General features: G+C 69.0%; 12 protein-coding genes. 9 read left to right on the top strand and 3 right to left on the bottom strand.

From position 1 onward, the window contains the following. Positions 1 to 325: 325 nt before the first annotated feature. Positions 326 to 1834, top strand: a complete 1509-nt coding sequence (gene eccD, locus AB0H86_RS42025; RefSeq protein ID WP_362451295.1) for a type VII secretion integral membrane protein EccD — start codon at positions 326 to 328, stop codon at positions 1832 to 1834. 88 nt (positions 1835 to 1922) lie between these two features. Here the strand turns inward: eccD and AB0H86_RS42030 are convergent, their stop codons facing one another. After that, complete coding sequence (locus AB0H86_RS42030) at positions 1923 to 2213, bottom strand: DUF397 domain-containing protein (RefSeq protein WP_362451268.1); 291 nt, start codon at positions 2211 to 2213, stop codon at positions 1923 to 1925. A 268-nt stretch (positions 2214 to 2481) separates the two neighbouring features. Here AB0H86_RS42030 and rpsO point away from each other — a divergent pair, with 268 nt between their 5' ends. From rpsO to AB0H86_RS42055, 5 genes are all read left to right on the top strand, one after another. Next, positions 2482 to 2769, top strand: a complete 288-nt coding sequence (gene rpsO, locus AB0H86_RS42035; protein WP_003993372.1) for a 30S ribosomal protein S15 — start codon at positions 2482 to 2484, stop codon at positions 2767 to 2769. A 379-nt stretch (positions 2770 to 3148) separates the two neighbouring features. Further along, positions 3149 to 5386: a polyribonucleotide nucleotidyltransferase gene (locus AB0H86_RS42040; protein WP_362451270.1), complete on the top strand. Its 2238-nt coding sequence runs from the start codon at positions 3149 to 3151 to the stop codon at positions 5384 to 5386. Next, entirely contained in the window at positions 5383 to 6762 is a 1380-nt protein-coding gene (locus AB0H86_RS42045; RefSeq protein WP_362451272.1) for a pitrilysin family protein, read from the top strand. The genes AB0H86_RS42040 and AB0H86_RS42045 overlap by 4 nt, the downstream gene beginning before the upstream one ends. A gap of 56 nt (positions 6763 to 6818) precedes the next feature. Continuing rightward, entirely contained in the window at positions 6819 to 7571 is a 753-nt protein-coding gene (gene dapB, locus AB0H86_RS42050; protein WP_362451274.1) for a 4-hydroxy-tetrahydrodipicolinate reductase, read from the top strand. Positions 7572 to 7584: 13 nt separating this feature from the next. Then, positions 7585 to 8037: a hypothetical protein gene (locus AB0H86_RS42055; protein WP_362451276.1), complete on the top strand. Its 453-nt coding sequence runs from the start codon at positions 7585 to 7587 to the stop codon at positions 8035 to 8037. Between the two features lie 65 nt (positions 8038 to 8102). On the opposite strand, the gene AB0H86_RS42060 is transcribed toward AB0H86_RS42055, so the two are convergent. Both AB0H86_RS42060 and AB0H86_RS42065 read right to left on the bottom strand, forming a co-directional pair. Next, positions 8103 to 8657: a hypothetical protein gene (locus AB0H86_RS42060; protein WP_362451279.1), complete on the bottom strand. Its 555-nt coding sequence runs from the start codon at positions 8655 to 8657 to the stop codon at positions 8103 to 8105. Positions 8658 to 8758: 101 nt separating this feature from the next. Then, positions 8759 to 8998 (bottom strand): hypothetical protein, encoded by a 240-nt coding sequence (locus tag AB0H86_RS42065; protein ID WP_362451280.1) that lies wholly within the window; start codon positions 8996 to 8998, stop codon positions 8759 to 8761. Between the two features lie 191 nt (positions 8999 to 9189). Between AB0H86_RS42065 and thyX the strand changes: the two genes are divergently transcribed. From thyX to AB0H86_RS42080, 3 genes are all read left to right on the top strand, one after another. Further along, a complete protein-coding gene (gene thyX, locus AB0H86_RS42070; protein WP_362451283.1) occupies positions 9190 to 9930 on the top strand; it encodes an FAD-dependent thymidylate synthase in 741 nt (246 codons plus the stop codon). 211 nt (positions 9931 to 10141) lie between these two features. Next, positions 10142 to 11041 (top strand): 4-hydroxy-tetrahydrodipicolinate synthase, encoded by a 900-nt coding sequence (gene dapA, locus AB0H86_RS42075; protein ID WP_362451285.1) that lies wholly within the window; start codon positions 10142 to 10144, stop codon positions 11039 to 11041. Between the two features lie 153 nt (positions 11042 to 11194). After that, positions 11195 to 12880, top strand: coding sequence for a ribonuclease J (locus tag AB0H86_RS42080; RefSeq protein WP_362451288.1), 1686 nt, complete (start codon positions 11195 to 11197; stop codon positions 12878 to 12880). The last annotated feature ends 313 nt before the right edge of the window (positions 12881 to 13193 follow it).

Raw genomic sequence — 13193 nt, forward strand, 5'->3', positions numbered from 1 at the left:
TCCCTTGCCGGACCGAGTTGTTTCGTCCGCCGCCCCGTGTCGGGCGGACGTCGATCGCGCAGCGTGATCCTACTGACAACCACTGACACCGGCGGGCGGTAGGGTGCCGGTGAGACGCGTGAGCAGTTGCGAATTGTTCCGGAAAAAACGGGCAATCCACAACGGTTCGAACCAAGCACCGCCCCGCAATTCCCGGGCGCGACGGCATCGTTGCCCGGCTACGCGGGTGGCGCGACGCAACCTACACAGGATCTTTACGGACGGAAGTGGGCACGGCGGTACCGCGAGCCGCCCCACCACCGACGAGGGGGAACAGCAGGTGAGCATGACGGCCTCCGCGCCGGCCGGCGCGACCGGCGGACCGGGCACCCAAGCCCCTTCCGGGGCGGGCACGGGACTCGGCTTCTGCCGAGTCACCATCGTGGCGCCCGACAGCCGCATCGACGTGGCACTGCCGGACGACGTACCAGTCGCCGACCTGTACCCGGAGATCCTGCGGCTGTCCCAGCAGGGCCCCGCCGAGGGCGCCCCTGTCGGCTACCACCTCGTACGCCGTGACGGCACCGTCCTCGACGGCTCGCGGTCCTTCTCGGCCCAGCGCATCCTCGACGGCGAGCTGCTCACTCTGCGCCCGTTCGCGGAGTCGCTGCCGCCGGCCGTCATCGACGACGTCTCCGAGGCGGTGGCCGCCGCTGTCACCCGCGACCGCACCCTGTGGAACGGCGAGCTCACCCGGGTCGCCGGCCTGGTCGCCGGCGGGATCCTGCCCGCGCTGCTGGCGTTCGTGGCCTGGAGCTCCCAGATCCGCCACGACATGTACAGCCTCCAGGGCATCGTCGCCGCCGTCGCCGGAATCCTGCTGATCACCATCGCCTGCGTACGCGCCCGGGTGTACGACGACCGGGGCTCCGCGATCGCCCTCGGTCTGGGCGCGTTGCCGAACGTCGCCGTGGCCGGTTCCGGGCTGCTGCCGCTCTCCGCGGGCGAGGGCATCGGGCGGCTGCAGTTCCTGCTCGCCTGCACCGGGGTCCTGGTCGCCTCCGTGGTGCTCACCCTGGTGTCGCCCGGTGGCGACGGCCCGTTCGTGGCCTTCGTCTTTGCCTCCGTGATCGGGCTGGTCACCACCTTCATCGCGATCCTCACGGAACTGCGGCCCATCGAGACGGCCGCCGTCTGCGCCCCGCTCTCCGTCGTCGCGCTCGCCTTCCTGCCGGGCCTGTCCATGCGGTTCGCACGGCTGCCCATCGGCTTCGAACCGCCCAACCCGTCCCGCGGCGGCTACGACGCCGGTGAGCCCGCGGCGCAGGAGCCCGTCGACGTCGAGCGGGTCGCGGCCCAGGCCCGCCGCGGTCACGAACTCCTCGTCGGCCTCGTCGGCGGCTGCGCGCTGGTCTCCGTGGGCGCCTCGATCGTCCTCGGCTTCTCCGACAACGTGTGGGCGGAGTTGCTCGCCCTCGCCACCGGCGTGGCGATGCTGATGCGTGCCCACCTCTTCCGCTACACCGCGCAGGTCGGCGCCACCCTGGCCGCGGGCCTCGCCGCCCTCGTCTTCCTCGGCCTCGGGCTCGCCCTGAACCCGCCCCGGGACTTCCTGCGCGACGCCTTCCTCGGTGACGCCACCGCCCTCGACATCCGCAGCGTCTGGCTCGCCGCGGCCATCGCCGCCGCAGCGGCCCTGGTCACCGCGATCGGCCTGATCACCCCGCGACGCGGTGTCACCCCCTTCTGGGGGCGCTTCCTGGAGATCGCCGAGAGCTTCGTCCTGCTCACGCTGATCCCGCTGGCCCTGGCCGTCTTCGACGTGTACGCACGCGCCCGGGCCATGACCAGCTAGTGCCGGAGAGCCTCTGGTACGAGCAGAGCCGTGTCCCTTCCCAGGGACACGGCTCACGCTGTCACCGGGCCCGGCCCGGATCTGACGCCTACGCCGGCAGGCTCCCGTCGTTCGGCGTCGACTCCAGGTCGAACTCCCCGTCCCGCGCGCCGAGTACGAACGCCCGCCACTCCGCCTCCGTGTACCGCAGCACGGTGTCCGGGTCGAGCGAGGACCGCATCGCCACCGCCCCGCCGGGCAGATAGGCGATCTCGACCCGCTCCTCGTGCTCCTCGGTCCCCGGCGCGCTCTGCCACTCGACACCGGAGATGTCGAGGGCGTACAGCTCGTCCCTCTCCCGCTCCTTGCGCGCCTTGGTCTCCTCTGCCGTCTCCGCCATGCCGCAGCGACCCCTTCCCGACGTACCTGCCAACGATTCGACGGCTCACCCTAGTGGCGCCGATCGCCCCGCCCACGGGCTTCCACCACCTGGGCGAAGGCGCCCATCAGTGGCTGGTACCCTGAGTGACGGCCGTTTGTGTACGCGCCCCCGGAGCTCCGCTCTGGAGGCCGCGCCCAGCGGGCCTCCGCCTCCCGAGTAACGGAAGCTCCCCCGAGACACAGACCGGGGGCACTCGGTGGGCATTCACAGACTACGAGGAGTACGCGTGCCGCTCGACGCCGCTACGAAGAAGCAGATCATCACCGAGTTCGGCCAGAAGGAGGGCGACACCGGCTCCCCCGAGGTCCAGGTCGCGATGCTCTCGCGCCGTATCTCGGACCTGACCGAGCACCTCAAGACCCACAAGCACGACCACCACTCCCGTCGTGGTCTGCTCATCCTGGTCGGTCAGCGCCGCCGGCTGCTGCAGTACCTCGCCAAGAAGGACATCCAGCGCTTCCGTGCGCTGGTCGACCGCCTCGGCATCCGCCGCGGTGCGGCGGGCGCCAAGTAAGACGCCGTGAGGGGGGAGCGGTTCCCGAAAGTATGGGGACCGCTCCCTTTTGCTTTACACGGCTTGCCCCACCCCACGCGAAGCCTGCCGCACGTGCGAAACGTGCGGAGTGTCACCCGCGCTTTGTAGTGTGGTAGCACGACGCAATATGTACGACACAGTGTGATGGCGCGCACCCAGAAGGGGTAGGGCGGCATCACACGAACGAGGAGAAGCGCACCTCGCCGCCGCCGGTCCTCGGTAGTGGCCCCCGGGGGAAGAGAGCCCGGGTGCTTCGATCGAAGACCGGCCCGCACCAGACGGAGCGCTTCTCCGTAACCGTCCCCCTGCCACACGGGCAGTGTGGGACAAAAGACGACAAGTAACGGAGAAAACGCTAGTGGAGAACGAGACCCACTACGCCGAGGCCGTCATCGACAACGGCTCCTTCGGCACCCGCACCATCCGCTTCGAGACGGGCCGCCTGGCCAAGCAGGCCGCCGGTTCCGCCGTGGCGTACCTGGACGACGACACCATGGTGCTGTCGGCCACCACCGCCTCCAAGAACCCCAAGGACCAGCTCGACTTCTTCCCCCTCACGGTGGACGTCGAGGAGCGGATGTACGCCGCCGGCAAGATCCCCGGCAGCTTCTTCCGCCGTGAGGGCCGTCCCTCCGAGGACGCCATCCTCACCTGCCGCCTGATCGACCGCCCGCTGCGCCCGTCCTTCAAGAAGGGCCTGCGCAACGAGATCCAGGTCGTCGCCACGATCATGGCACTCAACCCCGACCACCTGTACGACGTCGTGGCGATCAACGCCGCCTCCGCGTCCACGCAGCTGGCCGGTCTGCCCTTCTCCGGCCCGATCGGCGGCGTCCGCGTCGCGCTGATCAACGGCCAGTGGGTCGCGTTCCCGACGCACACCGAGCTCGAGGACGCCGTCTTCGACATGGTCGTCGCGGGCCGCACCCTGGAGGACGGCGACGTCGCGATCATGATGGTCGAGGCCGAGGCCACCGAGAAGACCATCCAGCTGGTCAAGGGCGGCGCCGAGGCGCCGACCGAGGATGTCGTCGCCTCCGGTCTGGACGCCGCGAAGCCCTTCATCAAGGTGCTCTGCAAGGCCCAGGCCGACCTCGCCGCGAAGGCCGCCAAGCCGACCGGCGAGTTCCCGGTCTTCCTCGACTACCAGGACGACGTCCTGGAGGCGCTGACCGCCGCCGTCCGCCCGGAGCTCGCCTCCGCGCTGACCATCGCGGGCAAGCAGGAGCGCGAGGCCGAGCTGGACCGCGTCAAGGGTCTGGCCGCCGAGAAGCTCCTGCCGGAGTTCGAGGGCCGCGAGAAGGAGATCTCCGCCGCGTACCGCTCGCTGACCAAGTCCCTGGTCCGTGAGCGCGTCATCAAGGAGAAGACCCGCATCGACGGCCGCGGGCTGACGGACATCCGTACGCTCGCCGCCGAGGTCGAGGCCATCCCGCGCGTGCACGGTTCGGCGCTGTTCGAGCGTGGCGAGACCCAGATCCTGGGCGTCACCACCCTGAACATGCTCCGGATGGAGCAGCAGCTGGACACCCTCTCCCCGGTGACCCGCAAGCGCTACATGCACAACTACAACTTCCCGCCGTACTCCGTCGGCGAGACCGGCCGCGTCGGCTCCCCGAAGCGCCGCGAGATCGGCCACGGCGCCCTCGCCGAGCGCGCCATCGTGCCGGTGCTGCCGACGCGCGAGGAGTTCCCCTACGCGATCCGTCAGGTGTCCGAGGCCCTCGGCTCCAACGGCTCGACGTCCATGGGCTCGGTCTGCGCCTCCACCATGTCGCTGCTGAACGCCGGTGTGCCCCTGAAGGCCCCCGTCGCCGGTATCGCCATGGGCCTGATCTCCCAGGAGATCAACGGCGAGACGCACTACGTCGCCCTCACCGACATCCTCGGTGCGGAGGACGCCTTCGGCGACATGGACTTCAAGGTCGCCGGCACCAAGGAGTTCGTGACCGCCCTCCAGCTCGACACCAAGCTGGACGGCATCCCGGCCTCCGTCCTGGCCGCGGCCCTCAAGCAGGCCCGTGACGCCCGTCTCCACATCCTCGACGTGATGATGGAAGCGATCGACACGCCGGACGAGATGTCCCCCAACGCCCCGCGGATCATCACGGTCAAGATCCCCGTGGACAAGATCGGTGAGGTCATCGGCCCGAAGGGCAAGATGATCAACCAGATCCAGGAGGACACCGGCGCCGACATCACGATCGAGGACGACGGCACCATCTACATCGGTGCCCAGCAGGGCTCGCAGGCCGAGGCCGCCCGCGCCACGATCAACAGCATCGCCAACCCGACCATGCCGGAGGTCGGCGAGCGTTACCTGGGCACGGTCGTGAAGACGACCACCTTCGGCGCGTTCGTGTCCCTGCTCCCGGGCAAGGACGGCCTGCTGCACATCTCGCAGATCCGCAAGCTGGCCGGCGGCAAGCGCGTGGAGAACGTCGAGGACGTGGTCGGCGTGGGCTCCAAGGTCCAGGTCGAGATCGCCGAGATCGACTCCCGCGGCAAGCTGTCCCTTATCCCGGTCATCGAGGGTGAAGGCGACGACGAGAAGGACGCCGCATCCGACGGCGGCTCCGCTGCGGGCGACAAGTGACATCGAGTAACTCCACGGCGACGGCCCGCACCTCCTCGGAGGCGCGGGCCGTCGCCCGTACGCAAACCCTGATCAAGGGGACAGCCGGCATCGGCACCGTCCGCAAGACCACCCTCCCGGGCGGCCTGCGCATCGTCACCGAGACCCTGCCCTCCGTCCGCTCGGCGACCTTCGGCATCTGGGCCCACGTCGGCTCCCGTGACGAGACGCCGGCCCTGAACGGCGCCACCCACTACCTGGAGCACCTGCTCTTCAAGGGCACCTCCCGGCGCAGCGCCCTGGACATCTCCTCCGCCATCGACGCCGTCGGCGGCGAGATGAACGCGTTCACGGCGAAGGAGTACACGTGCTACTACGCACGCGTGCTCGACACCGACCTGCCGCTGGCCATCGACGTCGTCTGCGACATGCTGACCGGCTCCCTGATCGTCGAAGAGGACGTCAACGTCGAGCGGGGCGCGATCCTCGAAGAGATCGCCATGACCGAGGACGACCCCGGCGACTGCGTGCACGACCTGTTCGCGCACACCATGTTCGGCGACAACCCCCTCGGCCGCCCGGTCCTCGGCACGGTCGACACCGTCAACGCCCTCACCGCCGACCGCATCCGCCGCTTCTACAAGAAGCACTACGACCCGACCCACCTCGTGGTCGCGTGCGCCGGGAACGTCGACCACAACACGGTCGTACGACAGGTCCGTGCCGCCTTCGAGGAGGCCGGCGCCCTCAAGAACCCGGACGCGGCGCCCATCGCGCCCCGCGACGGCCGCCGCGCCCTGCGCACCGCGGGACGCGTCGAACTGATCGACCGCAAGACCGAGCAGGCCCATGTCGTCCTCGGCATGCCGGGCCTGGCCCGCACGGACGAGCGCCGCTGGGCGCTGGGCGTGCTCAACACGGCCCTCGGCGGTGGCATGTCGTCACGTCTCTTCCAAGAGGTCCGCGAGAAGCGCGGCCTGGCCTACAGCGTGTACTCGTACACCTCCGGCTTCGCCGACTGCGGCCTGTTCGGCGTGTACGCGGGCTGCCGCCCGAGCCAGGTGCACGACGTGCTGAAGATCTGCCGCGACGAACTCGACCACGTCGCCGAGCACGGCCTCTCGGACGACGAGATAGGCCGCGCCATCGGGCAGCTCCAGGGCTCCACCGTCCTCGGCCTGGAGGACACCGGCGCGCTGATGAACCGTATCGGCAAGAGCGAACTGTGCTGGGGCGAGCAGATGTCGGTCGACGACCTGCTGGCCAAAATCGCGTCGGTCACCCCGGACGACGTCCGCTCGGTCGCCCACGAGATCCTGGGACGGCGGCCCTCGCTGTCGGTCATCGGCCCGCTGAAGGACAAGCAGGCGTCCCGTCTGCACGAGGCCGTCGCCTGATCACCTCCACCCTCCGACCCTCCGATTCTCCGGAACCCCGGTAAGGAAGCAAGAAGATGAGCAAGCTGCGCGTGGCGGTCCTCGGCGCCAAGGGCCGGATCGGTTCCGAGGCGGTACGGGCTGTCGAGGCCGCCGAGGACATGGAGCTGGTCGCCGCCCTCGGCCGGGGCGACAAACTGGAGACGCTCACGGAGACCGGCGCCCAGGTCGCCGTCGAACTGACCACGCCGGCCAGCGTCATGGACAACCTCGACTTCTGCGTACGGCACGGCATCCACGCGGTCGTCGGTACGACGGGCTGGACCGACGAGCGCCTGGCGAAGCTGAACGGGTGGCTCGCCCAGTCCCCGGAGACGGGCGTGCTCATCGCGCCGAACTTCTCCATCGGGGCGGTCCTGACCATGAAGTTCGCGCAGATCGCCGCGCCGTACTTCGAGTCCGTCGAGGTCGTCGAGCTCCACCACCCGAACAAGGTCGACGCCCCGTCCGGTACCGCCACGCGCACCGCTCAGCTCATCGCCGAGGCTCGCCGCACCGCGGGCTCCGCCGCGGCGCCGGACGCCACGGTCACGGCCCTGGACGGGGCGCGCGGCGCGAACGTCGACGGCGTCCCGGTGCACGCGATCCGCCTGCGGGGCCTGCTGGCCCACCAGGAGGTCCTGCTGGGCGGCGAGGGCGAGACCCTGACCGTCCGCCACGACTCGCTCCACCACAGCAGCTTCATGCCGGGCATCCTGCTGGGCGCCCGCCGTGTGGTGACCAGCCCGGGCCTCACCTTCGGCCTGGAAAACTTCCTGGACCTGAACTGAGCCCCTGACAGTCATGCGCGCGAAGCTCTCCTACGCCGTCACGGCCGCCGCCCTGGTCTTCTACTTCGTCCTGGTCGGCAGCCGTGGCGTCATGCTCATCCAGTCCGGCACGCTCCTCACCGTGACCTTCGGGGTCGCGGTGCTGATCCTGCCGGTCATCGGTCTGTGGTTCCTCTGGAAGAACACCCAGTTCGTCCGCAAGGCCAACCAGCTCGCCGCCGAACTCGACACCGAGGGCGGCCTGCCCGTCGACGAGCTGAAACGCACCCCCGGCGGCCGCATCGACCGTGACTCGGCCGACGAGGTCTTCGCCCGGCGCAAGGCCGAGACGGAGGCGGCCCCCGACGACTGGCGCAGCTGGTTCCGCCTGGCCATCGCCTACCACGACGCCCGCGACACCCCGCGCGCCCGCAAGGCGATGCAACGGGCGATCGCCCTGCACGAGGGCAGGCCGGTCCAGGTCTGACCCGCGTACGTCGAAGGGCCGGTCCGCGGTGTACGCGGACCGGCCCTTCGGATCGTCTGGGGCGGTCAGCTCCGCCGGTACTCGTCCGCCCAGGCCTCCACCGAGTCCGCCGCCCGGTCGAAGGCGCCGTGGCGCGCCAGGAAGTCCGCGTTGTGCGTGGTCAGCAACACCGGCAGGTCCGCCGCGCCACGATCCCGCTGTACGAGGGTCAGAGCCTGCCCCTGCACAGTGCGGGGCAGCCCGAGCCAGCGCACCGGCTGCTGCACCGTCCGCACGGCGACGACCTGCCCCCAGGGCACCGTGCGGGTGAGGAGGAAGCCCACCCGCCGCAGTCCCCGGGCGCTCACCCACACACCCATCCGCAGCAGCCGCAGCGCACCGGCGATGACGAGCACCGCGACGCCGAAGACCACCGCCGCCTCGGACAACGAGCCGGTCAGGGCGATGATGACCGCCGCGAACAGCACATACGAGGCGAGCAGCAACGAGATCGCGGCCACGCCCACACGCCACGGGCCGGGCCGGTAGGGGCGCCGCCAGCGGTCGCGGTCATCGAAGGGCAGTGCGACGTCCTCCGCCGCCTCGAACGCGCGGTCGGCCGTCAGGAAGGGCAGGGGCACGACTGGTCCTCACTCAATCCATACATGGGCTGTGCCCGGTGAGGTTATCGACCTATGTCCCCGCCCACCACATCTGGGGGCCGGATGGAGTCAGCCCCGGCTCAGTGCCCCTCGGACGCCTGTGACTGCTGCGTCTGCGTGGGCGACTGGTCCTGTGACAGCGCGGGTATCCCGAGGACCAGGGAGCCCGCGAGTCCGGCGACGATCGTGAGGCCCATGAGCCAGCGCCCGGCTATTTGGTTGAGGGAAGCCCGCGCACGGGGCGGGGGAGTGACATTGCTGCGGAACCTGTCGGCTTCAGCGAGGAAGGCGAACGGTACGGGTTCGCGCCGACGGAACATCGGAGTCGCTGCTCCCTTCGGGGGTCGAGTGAATGACTGCTGTCCATACAGACGTCCGGGTGCCACAAATGGTGCCCGCATGCACCGAATTCACAGAAGTTGTCGCGTACCGGCACCGAATGCCCCGATGTCAGTGCCGGGACGTAGAGTGGGCGCCGCCCGAGAGAAGTGATGGAAGGACCCGCCGAGCCGTGACCGACACCCCCGCCGACGACCCCAAGCCCAGCTTCCGGAGCGACGTCACCGTCGAGCTGGTCAAGCACACCGCGTCCGACTCCGACGTGCTCTTCGCCGCCCGAGTCTCGACCATCGGCGAGCAGTCCCTGGACGAGCTGGGCAAGGACCCGGAGCGCTCCAGGGGCCTGATCAACTACCTGATGCGGGACCGTCACGGCAGCCCCTTCGAGCACAACTCGATGACCTTCTTCATCAGTGCCCCGATCTTCGTCTTCCGCGAGTTCATGCGGCACCGCGTGGGGTGGTCGTACAACGAGGAATCCGGCCGCTACCGGGAGCTCCAGCCCGTCTTCTACGTGCCCGGAGAGTCCCGCAAGCTCGTCCAGCAGGGCCGCCCGGGCAAGTACGTCTTCGTCGAGGGCAGCGAGGCCCAGCAGGAGCTGGTCACCCGCACCATGGAGGACTCCTACCGCCAGGCGTACGAGGCCTACCAGGAGATGCTCGCCGCCGGTGTCGCCCGCGAGGTCGCCCGCGCGGTCCTCCCTGTCGGCCTGTTCTCCTCGATGTACGCCACCTGTAACGCCCGCTCGCTGATGCACTTCCTCGGCTTGCGCACCCAGCACGAGCTGGCCAGGGTCCCGTCCTTCCCGCAGCGGGAGATCGAGATGGTCGGCGAGAAGATGGAAGCGGAGTGGGCCAAGCTGATGCCGCTCACGTACGCCGCCTTCAATGCGAACGGCCGTGTGGCTCCGTAACCACCCGCATTCCCTTTGCAGGGCACAGATGTGCGGGCCAGTCGCGCGAAGTGTCCGGATTGCGGCATTTAGAGAAGTTCATCTAGCCTGATCAAACGGACCCGGCACTGCTTGAACCCCCGAGCAGGCAGTGCCGGGCTCCGCATTTGTCACCACTTGTCGCCTCCCCCGAGGGCAGACCCCACCTTGAGCAACGAGTAGCGTGTTCCCCATGGCTCCGACCTCCACTCCGCAGACCCCCTTCGGGCGGGTCCTCACCGCCATGGTCACGCCCTTCACGGCGGACGGCGCACTCGACCTCGACGGCGCACAGCGGCTCGCCACCCACCTGGTGGACGCAGGCAACGACGGCCTGATCATCAACGGCACCACCGGTGAGTCACCCACCACCAGCAATGCGGAGAAATCGGACCTCGTACGGGCCGTCCTGGAGGCCGTCGGCGACCGCGCCCACGTCGTCGCCGGCGTCGGTACCAACGACACCCGCCACAGCATCGAGCTGGCCCGTTCGGCGGAGCAGGTGGGCGCACACGGCCTCCTGCTCGTCACGCCGTACTACAACAAGCCCCCTCAGGAGGGCCTGTACCGCCACTTCACAGCCATCACCGACGCCGCCGAGCTGCCGGTCATGCTGTACGACATCCCGGGCCGCAGCGGTGTCCCGATCAACACCGAGACACTGGTCCGCCTCGCCGAGCACCCGCGGATCGTCGCCAACAAGGACGCCAAGGGCGACCTCGGCCGGGCCAGCTGGGCCATCGCGCGATCGGGCCTCGCCTGGTACTCCGGCGACGACATGCTGAACCTGCCGCTGCTCTCCGTGGGCGCGGTCGGTTTCGTCTCCGTCGTGGGCCACGTGGTCACCCCGGAGCTGCGCGCCCTGGTCGATGCGTACATGGCCGGTGACGTCCAGAAGGCGACCGAGATCCACCAGAAGCTGCTCCCGGTCTACACGGGCATGTTCCGCACCCAGGGCGTCATGACGACGAAGGCCGCGCTCGCCCTCCAGGGCCTGCCCGCCGGTCCGCTGCGCGCCCCCATGGTCGAGCTCGCGCCCGAAGAGATCGAGCAGCTCAAGATCGATCTTGCCGCCGGCGGGGTACAGCTCTAGCACCAGACTTCGCGCGCCCGCGCGCGCAACCAGACTTCACAACTGAATAAGCAGGCCACCGGTGCCTGCGTCCACAACGACAACTGCTTCTGCACGAACGTCATGCGCGCCACGTGCCCACCGGTACGTGGCGTGTGTGGTGAGGAGAGTCTTTTGAGTCATCCGCATCCTGAACTCGGCCCGCCCCCGCCGCTCCCCGCGAGCGGCCTGCGCGTCACCCCGCTCGGCGGTCTCGGTGAGATCGGCCGAAACATGACGGTCTTCGAGTACGGAGGCCGCCTTTTGATCGTCGACTGCGGAGTGCTCTTCCCCGAGGAGGAGCAGCCCGGAATCGACCTGATCCTGCCGGACTTCTCGTCCATCCGGGACCGCCTCGACGACATCGAGGGCATCGTCCTCACGCATGGCCACGAGGACCACATCGGTGCCGTCCCCTATCTCCTCCGGGAGAAGCCGGACATCCCGCTGATCGGCTCCAAGCTGACCCTGGCTTTCATCGAGGCCAAGCTCCAGGAGCACCGGATCCGCCCGTACACCCTCGAGGTGACGGAGGGACACCGTGAGCGCATCGGCCCCTTCGACTGCGAGTTCATCGCCGTCAACCACTCGATCCCGGACGCCCTCGCCGTAGCCATCCGCACGCCGGCGGGCATGGTGGTCCACACGGGCGACTTCAAGATGGACCAGCTCCCGCTGGACGGCCGTCTCACGGATCTGCACGCGTTCGCACGTCTGAGCAAGGAAGGCATCGACCTCCTTCTCTCCGACTCCACGAACGCCGAGGTCCCCGGTTTTGTGGCGCCCGAGCGGGACATCTCCAACGTCCTGCGCACGGTCTTCGCGAACGCCCGCAAGCGGATCATCGTGGCCAGCTTCGCCAGCCACATCCACCGCATCCAGCAGATCCTGGACACCGCGCACGAGTACGGCCGTCGGGTCGCCTTCGTGGGCCGCTCGATGGTCCGCAACATGGGTATCGCCCGCGACCTGGGTTACCTGAAGGTCCCGCCGGGCCTGGTGGTGGACGTCAAGACGCTCGACGACCTGCCCGACCACGAGGTGGTCCTGGTCTGCACGGGCTCCCAGGGCGAGCCGATGGCGGCCCTGTCCCGCATGGCCAACCGCGACCACCAGATCCGCATCGTCCCCGGCGACACCGTGATCCTGGCGTCGTCGCTCATCCCCGGCAACGAGAACGCGGTCTACCGCGTGATCAACGGCCTGACCCGCTGGGGCGCGCACGTCGTCCACAAGGGCAACGCCAAGGTCCATGTCTCGGGCCACGCGTCGGCCGGCGAGCTGCTGTACTTCTACAACATCTGCCGACCGAAGAACCTGATGCCGGTCCACGGCGAATGGCGCCACCTGCGCGCCAACGCCGAGCTGGGTGCCCTGACCGGTGTCCCGCACGACCGGATCGTCATCGCCGAGGACGGCGTGGTCGTCGACCTCGTCGAAGGCAAGGCGAAGATCTCCGGCAAGGTCCAGGCGGGCTATGTCTACGTCGACGGCCTCTCCGTCGGTGACGTGGGCGAGCCGGCCTTGAAGGACCGCAAGATCCTCGGCGACGAGGGCATCATCTCGGTCTTCATGGTCATCGACTCGTCGACCGGGAAGATCACGGGTGGCCCGCATGTCCAGGCGCGCGGCTCGGGTATCGACGACTCCGCCTTCGCCGACGTGATCCCGAGGATCACGGAGGTCCTCGAGCGTTCGGCCCAGGACGGCGTGGTCGAGCCCCATCAGCTCCAGCAGTTGGTGCGGCGGACCCTCGGCAAGTGGGTCTCGGACACGTATCGCCGCAGGCCGATGATCCTCCCGGTCGTGGTGGAGGTCTGACGGCCCGTCGGACAACCGTCCGTGTGAACCCGGAGCGGGGCGCCTCGATTTGCATCGGGGCACCCCGCTCCAGTAGGTTTACGGCTCCGCCCGAGGGGGAACCCGGCAGCTTCATGTGCCGGAACCAGCCCCCGAGTGGGTGGGAATTCCGACTCAGAACTTCTGATAAAGTCGGAACCGCCGGAAAGGGAAACGCGGAAGCGGGAACCTCGAAAGCACCGAGGAAATCGGATCGAGAAAAAGATCTGATAGAGTCGGAAACGCAAGACCGAAGGGAAGCGCCCGGAGGAAAGCCGCGAGAGAGTCTCTCGGG

It is taken from the genome of Streptomyces sp. NPDC050997 (genome assembly GCF_040660135.1).
Taxonomy (GTDB): domain Bacteria; phylum Actinomycetota; class Actinomycetes; order Streptomycetales; family Streptomycetaceae; genus Streptomyces.